We start from the raw sequence: 17,915 nt of genomic DNA, 5'->3' as shown, positions 1-17,915 counted from the left end.
CCGGGGTTCAGTCCTGCCGGGTGCGCCGGAACCAGCCGCCGCCGAACAACGCCCAGAGCACCAGGAGGGGCTGGAAGAACAGCCGGACGAGCCGCTTGGTGTCGGTGTCGAGGCCGAAGGCGTCGGTGCCCTCGACGTACTGGGCGATGTTGCCGGGGAAGATCACCACGAAGAACGCCGCCAGCAGGCCACCGACGAGCCGGCGCTTCCGCGGGAACGCGACGAACGCCGCGCCCAGGGCGATCTCGGCGACGCCCGAGGCGAGGACCGTCAGGTCCTCGTCCACGGGGAACCACTCGGGCACCTGCGCCTGGAACTCCTGCCGCTGGACCGTCAGGTGCAGCACTCCTGCGCCCACCATGGCCGTGCCGAGGAGCAGCCGGGCCACGGTGCGGGCGACGGAGGGCATGGTCGCACCGTAGCCGGGCGCCGTCGCGGGCCGGCCGGCCTACCGGGCGTCGACGAGGACGCCGGACAGGAACTCCGTCAGCTCCCCGTGGGCATCGAGGGGAGCACGGCTGCGACGAACTGGTCCGGCCGGACGAGCACCATGGCGCCCTGGTCGCGCGCGATGCCGCGCAGGTCGAAGATGTCGTCGGCCTTCGGGTCGGGGCAGAAGGCCTTCTCGTGGTCGATCAGCCCGAAGCTGCCCTTCCGGGGCAGCAGGACCGCCGGCAGCCGGCCGACGTCCAGGTCCCGGTGCCCCTGCTGGAAGACGGCGCGGACGTCGATCACCGAGTCGGGGTCGGCACCGGCCGGGGTGAAGCGGACCAGCGGTGACTTCTCCGACGCCAGGTGCTCGCACAGCGCCCGGGCCCGCGATACCTCCGACGACGGGTCCGCGGCGTCGGCGAAGACGTAGAGCCGCCAGGCGCCGTCCGCCCGGGCGGCGTGTCCCAGCTGCATCGGCTTGGCGTCGGCCAGCCGCACCACCGGCGCCGAGTGGAAGCGCATCCCCACCGGATAACCGCCGGCAAGCTGCTGGTGCTCGCCCGTCCCGGTGATCATCGAGGGCCCGTAGCGGGTGGCGACGCCGGCGGTGAACCGGCCCTGTGCGGCGAAGTGGGCCTGGAACGCGCCCGGCTCCGCGCCGTCGTCGTCGGGCGAGGTGGGTCTCCTGGCGCTCATCATGCGGGCGAACTCGCGGTCGAAGTCGATGAGCTCCTGGGCGACCTGCTGCCGCTCGTCGGAGTAGGTGTGCAGCAGCTCGGGTCGCGCGGTGCCGCGCAGGACGGCGGCCAGCTTCCAGCCGAGGTTCCAGGCGTCGGCCATCGACACGTTCATCCCCTGTCCGGCCTTCGCGCTGTGCGTGTGGCAGGCGTCGCCGGCGATGAAGACCCGGGGAGCTGGGTCGGCATCTCCTCGGCGGGGACGTCGTCGAACTTCCTGCAGAGCCGCTGGCCGATCTCGTAGACCGACCACCAGCCGACGCTCTTCACGTCGATCGCGTAGGGGTGCAGGATCCGGTTGGCCACCGCGGCGAGCTTCTCCGGGGTGACGCTGCGGGCGTCGAGCATGTCGCGGTCCCGGACCTGGTCCAGCTCGATGTAGAGCCGGACCAGGTAGCCGCCCTCGCGCGGGATGATCAGCAGGCTGCCCTGGTCCGCCGAGTGGACGACGGCCTTGAGCCGGATGTCGGGGAAGTCGGTGACGGCGAGGACGTCCATGACGCCCCAGGAGGAGTTCATCGCGTCGCCGACCAGCTCCTGGCCGATCGAGGTCCGGACGGCGCTGCGGGCGCCGTCGCAGCCGACCACGTACCGGGCGCGGACCGTCGAGATCTCACCGGTCTCCTGGCCGTCCGCGACGTGGCGCAGGGTCACCGTCACCGGGGCCTTCCCGTCCGGGGCGACCTGCACGTCGGCGGCCTGCAGCCCGTAGCACGGCTCGAGCCGGCTGGCCGACCGCGCCATGGAGTCGCGCAGGTAGGCCAGCATCCGGGCCTGGTTGACGATGACGTGCGGGAACTCCGAGAGCCCGTCCTCGACGTCCTGGATGCGCCCGGTCCGCGTGATGCGGGAGGGGTCCTCGGGGTCGGGCCGCCAGAAGCCCACCTCGTTGACCCAGTAGGCCTCCGAGACGAGCTGGTCGGCCAGCCCGAACGCCTCGAACATCTCCACCGTGCGGCAGGCGACGCCGTCGGCCTGGCCGACGGCCAGGGGCCGTCGCGCCGGTCGACGATCGCCGTCCGGATCTCGGGGAACTGGGCGAGCTGAGCGGCCAGCACCATCCCGGCGGGACCGCAGCCGACGATCAGGACGTCGACCTCCTCGGGCAGGCCGTCCGGCCGGTCCGCGACAGAGGGTGCGGCTGCGCGACGAACGGATCGCCGGGCCGGTAGCCGTCGAGGTAGAACTGCACGTCTGTCGTCCCCTGACATCCGTCGGTGGAATGGCAATTCCCACGGTGCCGCGCTTCCCGGAGCGAGGGATAGACTTTTCTGCGGTGAAGAATCGTCCCGCGTACGCGATCGCCTCCGTCGACTCCGCGCTGCTGCTGGCGAGCCTGCTGCAGCAGGAGGGCGCCATGCGGGTGACCGACGTCGCCGCCCGCCTGGGCGTCTCGGTCTCGACCGCCCACCGGCTGCTCGGCATGCTCGTCTACCGGGACTTCGCGGAGCAGTTACCCGACCGCAGCTACACCGCCGGTCCCGTGCTCCGCCGTGGGCGGCAGCAGCAGGCGCCGGTCACCCGGTTGCGCGACGCCGCCCTGCCGCACCTGCGGACGCTGGTCGACGCGATGGGGGAGACGGCGAACGCGATGGTTCTCGCCGGGGGCGACGTGCGTTTCGTCGCGACGGTCGAGTGCGACCAGGTCCTCCGGGTCGGTGACCGCACCGGCCGCGCCCTGCCGGCCCACCTGAGCTCGGGCGGCAAGGCGGTACTGGCCACGCTGGACGCCGAGCGGCTCACCCCGGTCGTCGAAGCCTTGGCGGCGGACACCGCGGCCCGGCTGGAGCGGGAGCTGCGGGTGATCCGGCGCCGCGGGTACGCGGTCAACGACCAGGCCACCGAGCCGGGCCTGATCGCCGTCGGGGTGGCGGTCCCGCCCGCCGGCGGGGTCAGCGGCGCCGCGCTCTCGTTGGCCGCGCCCTCCGCCCGGTACTCCCGGGACCGGTCGCCGGCCTGGGCGAGTGCCCTGGCCGAGGCCGCCGACGCCGTCGCGCGGGACCTGGACACCATCGGTTAGCGCCGTGGGCCCCGCGGTCGGTGACCGTATCGGTGCACCCGGCGTGGGTGAGGCGGTCTCGGATCGCGAGTGCTGGGTAGCGTGGTGGCCCGGTCGACGGACAGCGCCGTCGACCGATGCAGCCGGCACGCGCCCACGCACCGCGATCCCCTCTGTTCCCCTCGGGACCAGAGCCGCGAAGGGACGGATGACCAGATGACCGCACCCAACACGCTGGGGGACGACCACCGTCCCCGGTTCTTCGCCTTCGACCAGCCGGCTCGCTACGGTCTCGTCCCGCCGACGGCGCGACGGGACGTGGCGGTCCGCACGTTCGTCCGGTCGCTGGCGGGCATGCAGAAGGAGGCGCTGGTCGTCTCCAGCGCGGGCGGGACGGGCTGGCGGCTCACCTCGGACGAGGGCCCCTACCTCGCCGGACACGACGAGGCCCCGTTCCCGCTCGCCTTCCTGACCGCCGGCATGGTCGCGTCCTACGCCAACGAGGTGCTGGCCCTCGCGGCCCAGCGGGGGCTCCGCCTGGACGGCCTGCGGCTGACCCTGGACAACGTCTACACGATGGAGGGCTCGGCGCTCCGGGGCACGATGATCGGCGGCGCGCTGCCGCCCGAGCTCACGATCGAGGCCGACGCCGGTGCCGACGTGGGGACGCTCCGCAGTCTGGGTGCCGATGCGATCGACGCCTCCCCGCTCAACGGGCTGCTGCGCGGCCGGAGCACGAGCCTGTTCACGCTCACCCACAACGGGGAGCCGCTGGAGCCGGCGCGGGTGGCGGCACTGGGTTCGCCCGCCCCGGCCGACGCCGCGGACCGGTACGACGAGGTCTCCGTGGACGGCCCGGACGAGGCCCCCGAGCTGATGCGGCTGGCCGGCTCCGCGGAACGGCACGAGGGGAGGGCGGCACCGGCTCCAGCCTGCTGGCGGAGCAGAAGCGGACCCTGCACGTACGCGGCGTCTGCACGGTGCGCGCCGACGGCGTCAAGGTGATCGACGTCCAGTTGCACAAGCCGAGCGGCTCGCGCTTCCGTCTCCTGTCCGACGAGCCGGAGGGTTCAGGAGGGCGGGGTCGGGCGCCGGACGCGGCCACGCTCGTCTCGGCCGGGATCGCCTTCTGCTTCATGACGCAGTTCGGCAGGTACGCCGCGATCACCCGGAAGCGCCTGGACCGGTACCGGATCATCCAGGACACCCACTTCTCCGTCGGCGGTGCCTCCGGTGGCACCGGCAGGGCCGGCGCCGCAGACCCCGTCGAGACGCACGTCTACCTCGAGACCCGGGAGGACGCGGATTTCGCCCGGACGTTCGTGGACATGGGGGAGCAGACCTGCTTCCTCCACGCCCTGTGCCGGACCGATCTGAAGACGAAGCTCCGGCTGGCGCCGGTCGTCGCGGCGTAGCTGCCGCGGTCACCTGCTCTCGGGCACCCGCAGGTCGGCGATGGAGAGGTCGAAGTCGGCGGTGTCGGTGACCTCGATACCCAGCGACGGCCCGAAGTCCTCCCGGAACTCGCGTGCGCCCTCGGCGGCCTGCTCGAGGTCGGACCAGCTGTCGTAGGAGACCGTCGCGACGCTGATGCCCTCGCTGCGCCGCACCATGACGCTGACGCTGCAGAAGCCGGGCAGGTCGTCCAGCTTCGGCATGAGCGAGAGGCGGACGGCGTCGACCGCCTTGTCCACCGCCTCCGGGTCGGTCCGCATCCAGGTCACCCGGGAGCAGGCGCCGGAGTGGGACTCGTGCACCCGGTGCATGGCAGCGATCTCCCACTCGTCGACCTGCACGTCGCCGCCGAGCACCTCGACCGTGCGCTGAGAGGAGGCCCGGACGGCGTCCTCGCTGGCTCGCATCGCGGCCTCGTCGCGCCACGACGTCGTCACGATGCACCGGCCGGTGGTGCGGTTGGCCAGCATGGACAGGCCGTTGCAGCCGTCCAGCCGCCGCACCGCGGGCATGTCCTCGTTCCGGACGACGGCGATGCCCTCGTCGACGGACTGCGGGTTGCCGTGGATCGTCGTCGACCGCGCGTACATGCCGTTTCCCTTCGGCGGAGCTCGTGTTCGCCGGCGACGCCGACCGGCCCAGGTTGCTGGACCGCGGAGCCGGGGGCAACACCGTCGGTGGGTCAGCGGTGCTGCGACGCCAGGACCTGCCGGACGTGGCCGAGGGCCGCCGCCAGCTCGCCGAAGCTGGTGCTCAGCGGCGAGAGCCCGATCCGTAGGCCGCGGGGCCGCCGGAAGTCCGGGATGACGCCCCGCTGCCAGAGCTCGTCGACGACGGCGGCCATCGCGTCGTGCTCGAGCGTGACGTGCCCGGCCCGGCGGTCCACGTCGCGGGGGAGGCCACCGTGACCCCGAGCGGAGCGAGGACTTCGTCGGCGACGGCGATCGCGAACTCCGTGAGCCGGACCGACTTGTCCCGCACCGCGGGCATGCCGGCCCGCTCGATCAGGTCCAGCATGTCCTGCATCGGGATCATGCCCAGGATCGGCGGCGTACCGCTGAGGAAGCGCCGGATCCCGGACGCCGGCACGTAGGCACCGCCCATGGCGAAGGGCTCGGCGTGACCCATCCAGCCCGGAACGGGCTGCGTCAGCTCGTCCTGGAGCCGGCGGGCGACGTAGCCGTAGGCCGGCGCGCCCGGGCCACCGTTGAGGAACTTGTACCCGCAGCCCACGGCGAGGTCCACGTCCGCGGCGTCCAGGCCCACCTCGGTGACGCCGGCGGAGTGGCAGAGGTCCCACAGCACGAGGGCGCCGGACCGGTGGGCCGCGGCCGTGATCGCGGGCAGGTCGGCGATGTAGGCCGACTTGTAGGCGACGTGGCTGAGCAGCACAAGTGCCGTGCGGTCGCTGAGCAGCGCTGCCACCTCGTCCGGGTGCACGCCCGTCGCCGGGTCGGGCTCGATCCAGCGGATCGTCCGGCCCGTCTCGGCGGCGACCGCGGCGAGGACGAAGCGGTCGGTCGGGAAGTTCTCGGTGTCCGCGACGATCTCGGAGCGGTCCGGGCGCGCGTCCACCGCTGCCCGGAGGAGCTTGTAGAGCAGGACCGTGGTCGAGTCGGCGACCACCGTCTGGCCGGGCGCGGCGCCCAGCACGACCCGACCGACGAGGTCGCCCACGGCGGTGGGACGGTCCAGCCACGTCTCGTCCCAGGCGCGGATGAGCCGCTCGCCCCACTCGCCGTCCACGAAGCCGGCGAGGCGCTCGGCCGTGACCCGCAACGGGCGGCCCAGCGAGTTGCCGTCGAGGTAGGCGAGCACCCCGTCGGGCAGCATGAACTCCGACCGGAAGGCGGCCAGCGGGTCGCGCTCGTCCAGCTCCGCGGCCAGCTCGACGAACTCCTGGGGCAGCCGCCCGGCGTCGTCCTCAGGCACCGATGTGCGTCCGCACCGTGTAGAGCTCCGGGAAGAAGGTCAGATCCAGCGCCCGCTTCAGGAAGTCGACCCCGGAGCTGCCGCCGGTGCCGACCTTGAAGCCGATGGTCCGCTGCACCGTCCGGAGGTGGCGGAAGCGCCAGAGCTGGACGGCGTCCTCGAGGTCGACCAGGTCCTCGCACATGGCGTACTCCGCCCAGTGGGCCGTCGTGTCCTCGTAGATGGCCGTGAACACCGGCAGCAGCGACGCGTCCTCGACCCAGGCCCTGCGGACGTCGCGGTCGAGGAGGTGCCGTGGGACGTCGTGCCCGCTGCGCGCGAGGAAGGAGAGGAAGGCGTCGTAGACGGTGGGCGAGTCGAGGAGCTCCGCGAGCAGGTCGTGGGCCTCCGGTCGCGACCGGACCAGCGTCAGCATCCGCTCGTTCTTGTTGCCGAGGACGAACTCCACGGCCCGGTACTGGTAGGACTGGAAGCCCGACGCGTTGCCGAGGACGCCGCGGAACTCGGTGTACTCGCTCGGGGTCAGCGTCGCGAGCACCGACCACTGGTCGGTGATCGTGCGGAAGACGTGCTTGACCCGCGCCAGCCCCTTGCGCGCCCGGCGGACGTCGTCGGCGTCGAGATCGGCCCGGACGCCGCGCAGCTCGTGCAGAGCCAGCTTCAGCCACAGCTCGGTGGTCTGGTGCGCGGCGATGAACAGCGGCTCGTCCCGGTGGTCGCTGATCGGGTTCTGTGCCGACAGCAGCGTGTCCAGCGACAGGTAGCCGCCGTAGTCCATCCGCGCGGTGAAGTCCGTCGCCACACCCGTTTCGATGGCGCGGACGCCGTCCTCGATCGTCATGGCGCCTCCCTCGTCCTCCTGGACGCTATCCCCGTCCGGCATCCCGCCGAGGCGTCATCGACCGATCGGGTACTACTGGGCGCATGGGAACGCGCGGATCCGAGGACCGGTCCGTCCTGAGCCGCCCGGCGTCGGCGCCCGACGCCGTCCTGACGTACGGCACGGGCGACCAGCCGGCCGACGTCCGTCTCGCCCCGGATGCCCCGGCCGACCGGCCGCTCCTGGTGGTCGTGCACGGTGGGTTCTGGCGGCCGGCGTTCGACCGGGTGCACGTGCGGCCCATGACGGAGGCGCTCGCGGCCGCCGGCTGGCCGACCGTGACGCCGGAGTACCGGCGCAGCCCCGGCCGACCGGACCTGGCGGTCGAGGACGTGCACGCCGCGGTGCGGGCGGTCGCCGGAGAGCCGCAGTTCGCCGGACGGCGCCTCGTCCTCGTGGGGCACTCCGCCGGCGGGCACCTGGCGCTGCACGCGGCCGCGACCCTCGAGCCCGCCTCCGCCCCGTACGGGGTCCTGGCGCTGGCCCCGGTGGCGGACCTGCGGCGCGCACAGGAGTTGCGGCTGGACGGCGACGCCGTGCCGGCCTTCCTGGGCCAGGACGCCGGCGCGCGGCCGGACCTCGACCCGGCGCGGCTGCCGACGCCCGCGGGACGGGTCCGGATCGTGCACGGGACCGGGGACGCCGTCGTGCCCGTCGAGGTGAGCGAGGCCTACCTGCGCCGGCATCCGGATGCCGTGCTCACCCCGGTGGAGTGCGGGCACTTCGCCCTGATCGATCCGCGCAGCGCCGCCTGGCCGACGGTGCTCGCCGCCCTGGAGGACCTCCGCTGACCGTCGTGCGCCCGCGCGGTGATCCGCAGGCTCCGTGCCCGGCGGCTCAGGCCGGCTCCGGCACACCGCCCGGGTCGCCCCCGGGGTCGTCGGGGCTGGCTTCGATCGGCGGAGGTGGCAGCGGCTCCGGGGCGTCGGGCAGCAGTTCGGCCGGATCATCGGGCACCGGCTCGTTCGGATCGATCTCCCGATCGGGGCCTGGCAGCGGTTCGACCATGCGAGGAGTGAACCAGCGCCTCGTCGCCGTCGCATCGTCGTCGGTCCTCGGTCGGTCGCGGACGGCCCTGCGGATCGGCGGCGATGCCGCCGTGGCGACTCGCGGGGTCGGCACCGGTCCGCCGGTTCGGGCCCGGCCGCCCCGGGAGCGCTACCATCGGTACGGCACCGAGCCCAGGCGAGTCCGCTCGTCCGGTGGCGAGTCGCGTTCCGCGGTCGGTGCCCGGCCATCGCCCGATGACCGCAGGTCTCACCGCTGGCGGGCCGTCCGGCCCCGAGGCATCGATCTCTCGGAGATCCGTGGGGCCGACTCGCGGACGGACGGCACTCGTGCCATCCGGTCGCGGCATGCACCGACCCGGACTCGCTGACCGCGTGCGGCATCCAGCCGCCGCAACCGATCCGGGGATCTCAGAGGAGGTGGCCTTGGCTCGACGGGGCCAACGCCAGACCAGTACCCGCCGCCCGGCGCCGCGGGACCAGCGGCGCGGGCGCGATCGCGACGACGTCATCTCGGTCATCGCCCGGGCCGTCCGCGAGGTCGAGGCAGCCGTGCAGCGCGGCCGGGTGACGCCCGCCGTGCGCACCAAGTTCCAGGCCGTGGCCCTGCTGATGCGCGAGGAGCACACCCGGGTCAAGGCCGACGAGAGCCTCGGCGACGCCCGCCGGGCCGAGCAGCTCAAGCGCCTCGACGGGGTCGCGACGATCCTCGCCAAGACGGCCGTGCGGGACACCGGCCTCCTGTCGCTCCTGGCGGAGGACGCCGTCGTCTCCGACGCCGCCCGGACGCTCACCCGCGAGATGCTGCGGGCCGTCGGCATGGAGCCGCCCCGGAGGAGGCGCCGCCGGCCGAACCCACCGCGAGCCCGGCCGCCCCCAGCGGCGGGTCGTTCCGCAGTCGGTCATCTCGCGGCAGCTGGCCAACCCGTTCCTGGCCCCGGACTTCGATGCCGTCCGGCCGACCGCGGCGCGCCCCCGTCGCCTGGCCGGGTGGGAGCTGATCGAGCCGCTGCTCAACTCGTTCGAGCGGGCGGGCGGCGGCGACGCGGCCCTCATGCCCCTGCCCGCGCCGTCGTCGCTGCGCGCCGCGGGGGCCGGGAGCTCATGCCGCACCAGGCGCAGGTGGTCGCCGCGGCCGCGGACGGGCACCGGACCTTCCTGCTCGCGGACGAGCCGGGGCTGGGCAAGACCGCCCAGGCGCTGCTGGCCGCCGAGGCGGCGAACGCCTACCCGTTGCTCGTGGTCGTGCCGAGCGTCGTCAAGACCAACTGGGCGCGCGAGGCGGGCATCTGGACCCCTCACCGCCCGACCACCGTCGTGCACGGCAACGGCGACTCGATCGACGGCTTCGCCGACATCGTCGTCGTCAACTACGAGGTGCTCGACCGCCACGTCGGCTGGTTCGGCGACTTCGGCTTCCGCGGCATGGTCGTCGACGAGGCCCACTTCATCAAGAACAAGAGCTCCCAGCGCTCGCAGCACGTCCTGGAGCTGTCCGACCGCATCCGGTCGCGCTTCGCCCGGCCGCTGATGATGGCCCTCACCGGCACCCCGCTGATCAACGACATCGACGACTTCCGGGCGATCTGGCAGTTCCTCGGCTGGATCGACGAGAGCAAGCCGCTCGGCGAGCTGATGGAGGCCCTCGAGGAGACCGGGCTGACGCCGGCCGACTTCGGCTTCTACGCCGCCGCCCGTCGGTGCGTGGTGGACCTGGGCATCGTCCGGCGCCGCAAGGTCGACGTCGCCGCCGACATTCCCGCCCGGCGCATCGCCGACCTGCCGGTCGAGCTCGACGGGGCGGCCGGCCGGTCGATCCGGGCGGCGGAGCAGGAGCTTGCCCGGCGGATGGTGACGCGGTACGAGACCGCGCTGGCGAACCGGTCCGGCGACGTGGTCGAGGGGATCGATCGGGACCTCGTGCGCCGGGTGGCCCGGTCGGAGCTCAAGGACGCGACCACGGGCGAGGCCGGCGAGAACGTCTTCAGCATGATGCGGCGCATCGGCCGGGCGAAGGCCGGTCTCGCCGCGGACTACGCGGCGCAGCTGGCGCGCAGCGCGGGAAGGTCGTCTTCTTCGCCAAGCACGTGGACGTCATGGATGCCGCCGAGGAGACCTTCACCAGGCAGGGCGTCCGGTTCTCGTCGATCCGGGGCGACCAGACGCCCACGTCGCGGCAGAAGAACATCGACGCGTTCGTGAACGACCCGGACGTCGCCGTGGCGGTCTGCTCGCTGACGGCGGCGGGCGTCGGCCTCAACCTCCAGGTCGCGTCGAACATCGTCCTCGCCGAGCTTTCCTGGACCGACGCCGAGCAGACCCAGGCCATCGACCGCAGCCACCGCATCGGCCAGAGCGAACCGGTCACCGCCTGGCGGATCATCGCCGCGCAGACCATCGACTCCAGGATCGCCGAGCTCATCGACAGCAAGGCGGGGCTCGCCGCCCGCGCGCTCGACGGCTCCGACGAGGAGGTGTCCTCCTCGACCGACGTCCAGCTCGAGGCACTGGTCGCGCTGCTGACGGACGCCCTGACGGCGGCCTAGCCCTAGCCGAGGCCTGGCCGACGGGGCGCGCTGCGGCCGGTCGTTTGCTCCATCCCCGGCAGCGGGCACACTGCCGGGGTGATGGACAGCGGCCAGGCGACCACCGATCCCGATACCGAGCCCGGTATCGCGGTGCCCCTCTGCGCGACGGCCGCGACGACGCCCGCCCCGAGCAGGGCGCGCCGCTGCTGGTTCCCGGGGAGACCTGCTGGCGGATCGAGCGGGCCGACCGCTTCGCCATCTTCGTCGACGCGGCCGGCTACTTCGCCACCCTGAAGCGTGCCGTGCTCGGCGCCCAGCGGAGGGTGCTGTTCATCGGCTGGGACTTCGACCCACGGATCCGGCTCGACCCGCTGGACGGCGGCCGGCCGAAGGACGACCGGCTGGGCGCGGTGCTCGACCAGGCGGTGAGCCAGAACCCGCGGCTGGAGATCGGCCTCCTCCAGTGGGACCTCGGCATGCTGCGGGCGCTCGGCCGCGGCCTCAAGCCCATCGTGCTGCTCGACCGGCGCACGCCCGACCGGCTCACCTTCGCCGTCGACACCCACCATCCCGTCGGTGGTGCCCACCACCAGAAGATCGTGGTCATCGACGACTGCCTGGCCTTCGCCGGCGGCATCGACATCACCGCCGACCGCTGGGACACCTCCGATCACACCGACGGCAACCCGCACCGTCATCGTCCGGCCACCGGACGCGCCCAGGGCCGGCCGACCGGCCCGTGGCACGACGCGACCAGCATCATGACCGGGCCCGCCGCGCACGCCCTCGCCGAGCTCGCCCGCGAGCGGTGGGAGAGCGGCACCGGGGAGCGGCTCGAGCCTCTCCCCGAGGGCAGGGAGTGCTGGCCCGACGACGTCGAGCCCCTGCTCACCGACGTCGACGTCGCGATCTCCCGCACCCGTCCCGAGCACGGTGACGAATCCCTGGTGCACGAGGTCGAGCTGCTGTGGCTGGCCGCCATCGCCGGCGCGCGCCGTTCGATCTACGTGGAGAGCCAGTACTTCGCCAGCCGCCGGATCGCCGAGGCGGTCGCCCAGCGCCTGGCCGAGGCCGACGGTCCGGACGTGGTCGTGCTCAACCCGTGGACCGCCGACGGCTGGCTCTCGGAGAAGGCGATGGGCACCGCCCGTGCCCGGGTGCTCGAGATCATCCGCGAGGCCGACGTGCACGACCGGTTCCGGATCTACACGCCGGTGACCGAGCAGCGCGAGCACATCTACGTGCACGCCAAGGTGACCGTGATCGACGACCGCCTGCTGCGCATCGGTTCCAGCAACGTCAACAACCGCTCGATGGGCCTGGACACCGAGTGCGACCTGGCCATCGAGGCGGTGGAGGGACGGCCGGGAGCCGACCGGCTCGCCGGGACCATCGTCGGCTTCCGCGATCGCCTGCTCGGCGAGCACCTCGGCTGCAGGCCGGACGACGTCGCCGCGGCGATCGCCGAGACGGGTTCGCTCGTGCAGGGCATCGAGCGGCTGCGCCGGCCGACCGGTCGCTCGCTGGTGCCTTTCGAGCCGCCGGAGCTGGGACCGGTCGACCAGGCCCTCGCCGAGTCGGAGGTGATGGATCCGGAGAGGACGCCGAACCGGTGGCGCCGCGTGGAGCGGTTCTTCGCCCGCCGGCGGCGGCCACGGAACCGCGTGCGCACCTGACGCACCGCCGGGCGGCGTCCTTGCCGTCGGGGTCGCGGCGTTCAGCGAGCCAGGAAGTGCACCCCCAGCCAGAGCCAGGCAGCGAGCACCGTTACTCGACCCGGGGTGGTGCGCATGGCTGCGCCGATGGCCTGCGCGACGGTCGCCCCGCCGCGCCCACGGCGGGCCGAGACCTCCAGGGCCGCACCGGCGACCGCCAGCGCGACCACCGCGAGGACGCCCACGAGGATGTCGCTCATGGTCGCCGCCGCCGGTGAGAGGGCCGGGTGATCAGCCACGCGCCGGCCGTCAGCCAGCCCGCGGTGGCAGCTCCCCGGAGGAGCGGGTGCGCGAGCAGGGATCGGCGAGATCGCTCACGGTCGCGAGGTCGTCGTCGAGCAGGGTGACGACCTCCCAGGCCAGTGCTGCTGCCAGCCATCCCAGCCACGGCAGACCTCGGTGGCCGACCGGTGGCGCGTCCTCGCCGGCATGCCGGGCCAGTCCCACGCCCACGGCCAGCACGCCGGCGGCGCCGACGGCGAGCAGCGCGCCGGTCGTCAGCTCCCCGAAGAACATGACGGCGGTGACGCAGGAGATCGCGACCGCGGGAGGGGTGAGCCGGCGGGCGGAGCGGGCAGACACCACCCGTGCATGCTCACCCACCGGGCCGGCGGAGGGTACTGACCTTCGCGACGCCGCTCGTCCTGGTGCTCTGCGCCTGGAACAACGTCGTGGTGACCCGGCTTCCCGGATACCCCGGGTCCTACGTCGCGGCCAACGTCGCGGCCACGGGCGTGCTCCTGGTGATGGCTCGGGTCACTGGTCTGTCCTGGCAGGAACTGGGACTGGCGCGGCATCGTCTGCGCGCCGGGCTCGGGTGGGGGCAGCCTGCGCCGCCGTGGTCGCGAGCAGCTACGCGGTGGCGGTCGCCGTTCCCCGTCTCCGCCCACTGTTCGACGACGCCCGGATGACCGGCCTCGACGGGGAGGCGATCGCCTACCAGGTGCTCGTCCGCATCCCGTTCGGCACGGTGCTGTGGGAGGAGGTCGCCTTCCGGGGGTGCTGCTGGCCGCGCTGATCCGCGTGGTGTCGGTGCGCGCCGCGGCGGTGATGTCCGCGGTCGTCTTCGGCATCTGGCACATCCGCCCCACCCTCGGGGCCCTGGCCGCCAACGACCTGGTCGACGGACCGGTGCAGCGGGTCGTCGCCGTGGGGCTGGGCTGTCTGGTCACGGCCGTCGCAGGTGGCGTGTTCACCTGGCTGCGCCTGCGCAGCGGAAGCCTGCTGGCGCCCGCGCTGCTCCACCTGGCGACCAACTCCCTGGGCGCCCTGGCCGCTGTCGTCGCGCACCGATGGCGGTGAGAGCGGCCGTGGTCCGGCGGACGCGGGCCCACTCCGCGCCGGCGTCCTCGCTGGTTGGCACGATGCCACCATGGCGTCGACACCAGTGCCGGGCCGGCACGGCGACACGGCCTTCGTCCTCGGTGGCGGGGAGTGCTCGGCGCGGCCGAGGTGGGGATGCTGCGCGCCCTGTTCGAGCACGGGATCCGCCCGGACCTCATCGTGGGCACGTCGGTGGGCGCGATCAACGGTGCGCTCGCCGCGGGCGACCCCACGCCCGAGGGGGCCGAGCGGTTGCGCCGATTGTGGGAGGAGCTGACCTCCCAGGGAGTCTTCGCCGGTTCCGTGCTGTCCCGGATGGGCACCCTGGTGCGGACCCGCACGCACGTGCACCCGCGAGAGCCCTTGCGGGATCTCCTCGCAGCGCATCTGCCGGCGCGGACGTTCGCCGAGCTGCAGGTGCCCTTCCAGTGCGTGGCGGCCAGCATCGAGCGGGCGGCCGAGCACTGGTTCACCGACGGAGCCCTGGTCGACGCCGTCCTCGCCTCCTGCGCGGTTCCCGGGTTGCTGCCGCCGGTCGAGCTCGACGGCGAGCACTACCTGGACGGTGGGCTGGTGCACAGCATCCCGGTCGGCCGGGCGGTCGCGCTCGGAGCCGACACCGTCTACGTGCTGCACGTCGGCCGGATCGACCGTCCGCTGCACCCGCCGACCCGGCCGTGGGAGGTCGCCACGGTCGCCTTCGAGATCGCCCGCCGCCACCGGTTCGCCGCCGACCTGGCCGCGCTCCCACCGGGCGTGACGGTTCACCTGCTGCCCTCGGGGACGCCCCGCCCGGCACCGCCAACCTGCGGTACCGGGACTTCTCCGGCGTCGTCACCCGCATCGAGCGGGCTCACCAGGCGGCCGCCGACTACCTGGCTGGACCCGGCGCGCCGGGGAACGGGGGCTGCTGAGGTGCTGCCGCCGCGCCCCGTCCGCCGGGTCACCGGTCCGCTCCTCGTCGCCGCGCTGGTGGCCGCGGTCCTCCTCCTGCCCGTGCTCGTCCTGGTGGCCGCCGTCGTCTCGGTCTTCGTGCCGGGACGGTGGCGCGCACTGCGGCTCCTGGGCTTCGCGCTCGCCTACCTCGCGCTCGAGGTGGCCGGACTCCTGGCCGCAGCGGTGCTCTGGGTGTGCAGCGGCTTCGGCCGCCGGCTGGACAGCCCGAGATCGCGCGCGGCCCACTACACCGTGCTGCGGTTGTTCCTGGCCTCGCTGATGCGGGTGGCGCAGCGGCTGTTCGCCCTCCGGCTGGTCACCGACGGGACGTCCTGGTCGCCGCTCGACGACGGGGTGCCGGGCTCGACGAACGCCATGGTGGTGCTCTCCCGCCATGCCGGTCCGGGCGACTCGTTCCTGCTCGTGCACACGCTCATGAACCGGGACCACCTGCGCCAGCCGCGGATCGTGCTCAAGGACGTGCTGCAGCTGGAGCCGCTGATCGACGTCTACCTCAACCGGCTGCCCAACCACTTCGTCGGGGCCGATCCGGCGGCCGGAGCCGGCTCCGCGCAGGCCATCGCCGATCTCGCCCGCGACCTGGGGGAGGAGGACGCGCTGCTGATCTTCCCGGAGGGCGCGAACTTCACCCCGCGTCGCCGGTTCCGGGCCATCCAGCGGCTCCGCGACCGTGGGCTGCTGAGCGCGATGCGCCGGGCCGAGACGATGCGGCACGTCCTGCCACCGCGCCCGGCGGGTGTCCGGGCGGCCCTGCACGCCGCTCCGCACGCCGACGTCGTCTTCGTGGCCCACACCGGGCTGGAGCACCTGAGCACGGTGCGGGACCTGTGGCGGGAGCTGCCGATGGACAAGACCCTGCACCTGCGCTGGTGGTTCGTCCCCGCCGCCGACGTGCCCCGCGACGAGGCGGAGCAGACCGACTGGCTGTACCACTGGTGGGAGACCGTCGACGACTGGATCGCCAGCACGCAGGAGCAGGAATCGACGAGGGCGCGCGCTAGTCGCCCCGCGCAGTGGGCGTCGACGCCTCGCGGGGAGTCGCCGATCTCTCACCCGTCGCGCGGACGCGGTGCCGGTGTGGTGACGGAGACTCTCCCACAGACTGCGGTCCCGAGACCGGGTCCGGGACGGGTTCGCGGAGCTGGAGGTCAGGACCGGGATGACGGATGCGTTCCCGGCCGACCTGCTGCCCGAGGGACTGACCCCGGCGTCCTCCTCCTCGTCCTGGTCGCTGCCCTCGCGGCCGGGTGGATCGACGCCGTCGTCGGTGGCGGCGGGCTCCTGCAGCTGCCTGCGCTGCTGCTGGTCCCCGGGATGAGTCCCGTCCAGGCTCTCGCGACGAACAAGCTGGCCTCGATCTTCGGCACCACGACGAGCGCCGTCACCTACTACCGCCGCGTCCACCCGGATCTGCGGACCGCCCTCCCGATGGCCGCGGTGGCGCTGGTGTGCAGCTTCGCGGGGGCCTCGGTCGCGGCTGCGTTGCCGGCCAGCGTGTTCAAGCCGATCATCGTCGCCGCGTTGATCGCGATCGCGGTGTTCACCGTGCTGCGTCCCTCGCTCGGCGAGGTGACCGCACTGCGCCACAGCGGGCGACGCCACCACGTCGTCGCCGCGGGCCTGGGCGCCGGCATCGGTTTCTACGACGGCATCCTCGGTCCGGGCACCGGGTCCTTCCTCGTGTTCGCCATGGTGTCGCTGCTCGGCTACGACTTCCTCAACGCGAGCGCCAAGGCCAAGATCGTCAACGTCGCCACCAACCTCGGGGCGCTGCTGTTCTTCGTCCCCTACGGGGCGATCTTCTGGGTCATGGGGCTCATGCTCGGGGCGGCCAACATGCTCGGCGCCTACTTCGGCTCCCGGATGGCGACCGCCCGGGGCAGCCGTTTCATCCGGATCGTCTTCCTGCTCGTCGTCACCGCGTTGGTCGGCCGGCTCGGCTGGGACGTCTGGGTGGAGAACCTCCGTCCGCTCATGGGCTGAAGCAGCCCGGCCCATCGGCTCGCCGTGAGGCGCCGGCGCAGCGGCTACGCGCTCATGTCTGTGCGGGGCCTCTCACCGGGCGCCCGGGCGACGGGGACGGGATCGGGGGCAGCGGAGACGCCACCGGCGGGGCGAGGAGTTCGTGGTATGCCGTCGTGTGCGCGCGCAGGGCGCTGACGGCATCGGCGACGTCGATGGTCGGCCGGCCGGCGGCCGACGCCACCCGCTCCGCCTGGAGCACCGCGTCGCAGACGTCGGCGATCGTGGCGAGGTACGCGCGGGCCTCCGGCTCCGGATCGGTCCGGTCGGTCGGATCGGGAACCAGCGCCCGCGCCGCAGGCGCTGCTCGAGCCGACCCCCTCGGCCTCCAGCGACGGGACCAGATCCGCTACGTCGCCGAGATGCGCACCGGCGGCCTGAGCGGTGGCCACCTGGTGGCGGAGCCGGTCGCGGGCACGGGCGATCTCCAGCTGGAGCTCCGCCGACGAGCGCCGGTGGCCCGGTGGCAGGCGGCGCGCAGCGACGGCGGTGGCACCCTGGACGCCCAGCTCGCGGCCGCGCGAGGCGAGCTCCCGGCCACGGGCCACGAGCGGACTGCGCCGGAGGCGCCTGAGCACCAGCCACCCGGCGACCGCCGTGATCACGAGGAGCGCCACCAGCACGCCGCCGAGGACAGCGAGCACCGTGGGGTCCAGCGACAGCAGCCACGACAGTTCGTCGTCGTCGCCCACATCGAGGGCGATGGCGGTGCCGGTCGGCGGCGGGGTGGTCATGAGGCTCCTCATCCAGTCGGTGTGCCGGCCCCAGGTGAACGCATCCAGGCCGCACGACGGTTCCCGGGACGTCGCCCGAGCGCTGGTCACACCCGGCCGTCGCGCACGTCTTCGTGCGGACCGGTGTCGGTGAGCGGGCCGTCCGGGGCGTCGAGAAGCGTTGTCTCGCGGGAAGACAGGGGTGATGGTGGTGC

The 17,915-nt window shown here is 73.5% G+C and carries 19 protein-coding genes and 1 pseudogene; 10 read left to right on the top strand and 10 right to left on the bottom strand.

The genetic code is table 11. The features are described from left to right. Nucleotides 1–7: 7 nt before the first annotated feature. The 3 genes from U6N30_RS14955 to U6N30_RS14945 form a co-directional block, all read right to left on the bottom strand. Complete coding sequence (locus U6N30_RS14955; RefSeq protein ID WP_324277891.1) at nucleotides 8–409, bottom strand: DoxX family protein; 402 nt, start codon at nucleotides 407–409, stop codon at nucleotides 8–10. Between the two features lie 77 nt (nucleotides 410–486). Further along, a complete protein-coding gene (locus U6N30_RS14950; protein WP_324277890.1) occupies nucleotides 487–1,284 on the bottom strand; it encodes an FAD-dependent monooxygenase in 798 nt (265 codons plus the stop codon). Beyond that, the gene (locus tag U6N30_RS14945; RefSeq protein WP_324277889.1) at nucleotides 1,281–2,114 is read right to left on the bottom strand and encodes an FAD-dependent monooxygenase; all 834 of its coding nucleotides are present in this window, start codon (nucleotides 2,112–2,114) and stop codon (nucleotides 1,281–1,283) included. The genes U6N30_RS14950 and U6N30_RS14945 overlap by 4 nt, the downstream gene beginning before the upstream one ends. Nucleotides 2,115–2,445: 331 nt before the next feature. Between U6N30_RS14945 and U6N30_RS14940 the strand changes: the two genes are divergently transcribed. The 3 genes from U6N30_RS14940 to U6N30_RS14930 all read left to right on the top strand — a co-directional run bounded on the left by U6N30_RS14940 (nucleotide 2,446) and on the right by U6N30_RS14930 (nucleotide 4,583). Beyond that, nucleotides 2,446–3,189, top strand: a complete 744-nt coding sequence (locus U6N30_RS14940; RefSeq protein WP_324277888.1) for an IclR family transcriptional regulator — start codon at nucleotides 2,446–2,448, stop codon at nucleotides 3,187–3,189. Nucleotides 3,190–3,384: 195 nt separating this feature from the next. Then, a complete protein-coding gene (locus U6N30_RS14935) occupies nucleotides 3,385–4,173 on the top strand; it encodes a hypothetical protein (RefSeq protein WP_324277887.1) in 789 nt (262 codons plus the stop codon). Then, nucleotides 4,149–4,583 carry a hypothetical protein gene (locus U6N30_RS14930; RefSeq protein WP_324277886.1) on the top strand — a complete coding sequence of 145 codons (435 nt, stop codon included), beginning with the start codon at nucleotides 4,149–4,151 and terminating at the stop codon, nucleotides 4,581–4,583. Before U6N30_RS14935 ends, U6N30_RS14930 begins: the two co-directional genes overlap by 25 nt. A 9-nt stretch (nucleotides 4,584–4,592) precedes the next feature. Here the strand turns inward: U6N30_RS14930 and U6N30_RS14925 are convergent, their stop codons facing one another. From U6N30_RS14925 to U6N30_RS14915, 4 genes and pseudogenes are all read right to left on the bottom strand, one after another. Beyond that, nucleotides 4,593–5,213, bottom strand: a complete 621-nt coding sequence (locus U6N30_RS14925; protein WP_324277885.1) for a hypothetical protein — start codon at nucleotides 5,211–5,213, stop codon at nucleotides 4,593–4,595. Between the two features lie 92 nt (nucleotides 5,214–5,305). Beyond that, on the bottom strand, nucleotides 5,306–5,467 hold the full coding sequence (locus tag U6N30_RS33905) for a kynureninase/PvdN C-terminal domain-containing protein (RefSeq protein WP_422678072.1): 162 nt from the start codon (nucleotides 5,465–5,467) through the stop codon (nucleotides 5,306–5,308). 155 nt (nucleotides 5,468–5,622) lie between these two features. Further along, nucleotides 5,623–6,456, bottom strand: a pseudogene (locus tag U6N30_RS14920) (aminotransferase class V-fold PLP-dependent enzyme); the annotation flags it as partial. 91 nt (nucleotides 6,457–6,547) lie between these two features. Further along, the gene (locus U6N30_RS14915) at nucleotides 6,548–7,396 is read right to left on the bottom strand and encodes a tryptophan 2,3-dioxygenase (RefSeq protein WP_324277883.1); all 849 of its coding nucleotides are present in this window, start codon (nucleotides 7,394–7,396) and stop codon (nucleotides 6,548–6,550) included. Between the two features lie 83 nt (nucleotides 7,397–7,479). Here U6N30_RS14915 and U6N30_RS14910 point away from each other — a divergent pair, with 83 nt between their 5' ends. The 4 genes from U6N30_RS14910 to U6N30_RS14895 all read left to right on the top strand — a co-directional run bounded on the left by U6N30_RS14910 (nucleotide 7,480) and on the right by U6N30_RS14895 (nucleotide 12,646). Next, nucleotides 7,480–8,226 carry an alpha/beta hydrolase gene (locus tag U6N30_RS14910; protein ID WP_324277882.1) on the top strand — a complete coding sequence of 249 codons (747 nt, stop codon included), beginning with the start codon at nucleotides 7,480–7,482 and terminating at the stop codon, nucleotides 8,224–8,226. A gap of 642 nt (nucleotides 8,227–8,868) precedes the next feature. Beyond that, complete coding sequence (locus U6N30_RS14905; RefSeq protein WP_324277881.1) at nucleotides 8,869–10,644, top strand: SNF2-related protein; 1,776 nt, start codon at nucleotides 8,869–8,871, stop codon at nucleotides 10,642–10,644. Next, nucleotides 10,539–10,988, top strand: coding sequence for a C-terminal helicase domain-containing protein (locus U6N30_RS14900; RefSeq protein ID WP_324277880.1), 450 nt, complete (start codon nucleotides 10,539–10,541; stop codon nucleotides 10,986–10,988). Before U6N30_RS14905 ends, U6N30_RS14900 begins: the two co-directional genes overlap by 106 nt. A gap of 44 nt (nucleotides 10,989–11,032) precedes the next feature. Further along, entirely contained in the window at nucleotides 11,033–12,646 is a 1,614-nt protein-coding gene (locus tag U6N30_RS14895) for a phospholipase D-like domain-containing protein (RefSeq protein WP_324277879.1), read from the top strand. A gap of 41 nt (nucleotides 12,647–12,687) precedes the next feature. On the opposite strand, the gene U6N30_RS14890 is transcribed toward U6N30_RS14895, so the two are convergent. Both U6N30_RS14890 and U6N30_RS14885 read right to left on the bottom strand, forming a co-directional pair. Then, nucleotides 12,688–12,924 carry a DUF6186 family protein gene (locus tag U6N30_RS14890; RefSeq protein WP_324277878.1) on the bottom strand — a complete coding sequence of 79 codons (237 nt, stop codon included), beginning with the start codon at nucleotides 12,922–12,924 and terminating at the stop codon, nucleotides 12,688–12,690. A gap of 10 nt (nucleotides 12,925–12,934) precedes the next feature. Further along, on the bottom strand, nucleotides 12,935–13,270 hold the full coding sequence (locus U6N30_RS14885; RefSeq protein WP_324277877.1) for a hypothetical protein: 336 nt from the start codon (nucleotides 13,268–13,270) through the stop codon (nucleotides 12,935–12,937). A gap of 62 nt (nucleotides 13,271–13,332) precedes the next feature. On the opposite strand from U6N30_RS14885, the gene U6N30_RS14880 reads away from it, so the two are divergent. The 3 genes from U6N30_RS14880 (at nucleotide 13,333) to U6N30_RS14870 (ending at nucleotide 16,948) form a co-directional block, all read left to right on the top strand. Continuing rightward, nucleotides 13,333–13,596, top strand: a complete 264-nt coding sequence (locus tag U6N30_RS14880; RefSeq protein ID WP_324277876.1) for a hypothetical protein — start codon at nucleotides 13,333–13,335, stop codon at nucleotides 13,594–13,596. Between the two features lie 88 nt (nucleotides 13,597–13,684). Further along, the gene (locus tag U6N30_RS14875) at nucleotides 13,685–13,987 is read left to right on the top strand and encodes a CPBP family glutamic-type intramembrane protease (protein ID WP_324277875.1); all 303 of its coding nucleotides are present in this window, start codon (nucleotides 13,685–13,687) and stop codon (nucleotides 13,985–13,987) included. A 156-nt stretch (nucleotides 13,988–14,143) separates the two neighbouring features. Continuing rightward, nucleotides 14,144–16,948: a TSUP family transporter gene (locus U6N30_RS14870; RefSeq protein ID WP_324277874.1), complete on the top strand. Its 2,805-nt coding sequence runs from the start codon at nucleotides 14,144–14,146 to the stop codon at nucleotides 16,946–16,948. Nucleotides 16,949–16,992: 44 nt separating this feature from the next. On the opposite strand, the gene U6N30_RS14865 is transcribed toward U6N30_RS14870, so the two are convergent. Beyond that, nucleotides 16,993–17,811, bottom strand: coding sequence for a hypothetical protein (locus U6N30_RS14865; protein ID WP_324277873.1), 819 nt, complete (start codon nucleotides 17,809–17,811; stop codon nucleotides 16,993–16,995). Between the last annotated feature and the right edge of the window lie 104 nt (nucleotides 17,812–17,915).

Source organism: Blastococcus brunescens (assembly GCF_035320885.1).
Taxonomy (GTDB): Bacteria; Actinomycetota; Actinomycetes; order Mycobacteriales; family Geodermatophilaceae; genus Blastococcus_B; species Blastococcus_B brunescens.
Note: the sequence above shows the minus strand (reverse complement) of the source record. Positions and strands in the feature narration are given on the sequence as shown.